The 880-nt window shown below is 50.2% G+C and carries 1 protein-coding gene; it reads right to left on the minus strand.

Going from position 1 to position 880, the window contains the following annotated elements:
- Positions 1-167: 167 nt before the first annotated feature.
- Positions 168-860, minus strand: coding sequence for an AbiU2 domain-containing protein (locus tag EYS42_RS16870; RefSeq protein ID WP_130969377.1), 693 nt, complete (start codon positions 858-860; stop codon positions 168-170).
- Between the last annotated feature and the right edge of the window lie 20 nt (positions 861-880).

Below are 880 nucleotides of genomic sequence, written 5' to 3' on the forward strand. Positions count from 1 at the left end.
GCCTAACGCCCAAGGTAAGCTGCGCCGGAAGGAGCGCAGCGAGTGGAGGGCACCAACAAAGCCCATGAAAATGGCGAAGCCATGGGCTTTGTTGGCGTCCGCTTGACCGTAATGTTAGGCCACGGATATTGGTTTTTGGCGTTGAACTTCATGTGTGAAGCCAAGGGTTATATGGAGCGTGGGCGAAGGTCTGCAAGGTCTTCCTCCGTGTATTGGCCTGACTCGAAGCGCTTTTCTCGCTCTTCTTTCTTGCGTGTCGCAAATTCGAGAAGATAGATCAAATCTTCGCCGGAGTTTAATAATGCCATTTCGCTAAAACGAGTCGTTGCATCCTGCAGCGCTGTAGAGATGGTGTTAAGCACTTCCTCTATTGCTTCTAGCGCTTCCCGCACCTGCAGACGGGATGCCGGAGCTAGCGGCTGTGCCGACTGGTCAAGCGCCAAATCAAAGTCGGCGTGAGCGATAAATCTGTTGCGCCAGTCTCTTGCAAATGCGCATTTTTCTGTTGCACGCGCAATGCTTGCGGTGACTTTTGATTTAAGTGCTATGTCAGTTATTGCTTCAACAAGACTATGTATTGACAAGTTCTTCTTTTTGCCTTGCTGTGCAGGATCAGTGATTCTGGAGAGGTGCAGTAGTGTTCTTTCCCAAAGGCCATCTTGAACGGTGCGAAAAAAATGTCCTGCGGCATTGTTGAGCAACTCAATTCGCTCGGGGTTTGTTCCAAACAGTGAGACGTATTCTTGCCAATTGCTGAACATCCGGCCAACTTCTTGCCATAGTTCGCTGTAGATCGTCCCAAGATCGCTACCCATTAGAGCGATGTTGTTCTGCTTGATTTGATCAGCTGAGCTTTCCATCGGTGGTGGGGCCTAACGCC

The organism is Aquabacterium lacunae, from assembly GCF_004310865.1.
Classification (GTDB): Bacteria; Pseudomonadota; Gammaproteobacteria; order Burkholderiales; family Burkholderiaceae_C; genus Aquabacterium; species Aquabacterium lacunae.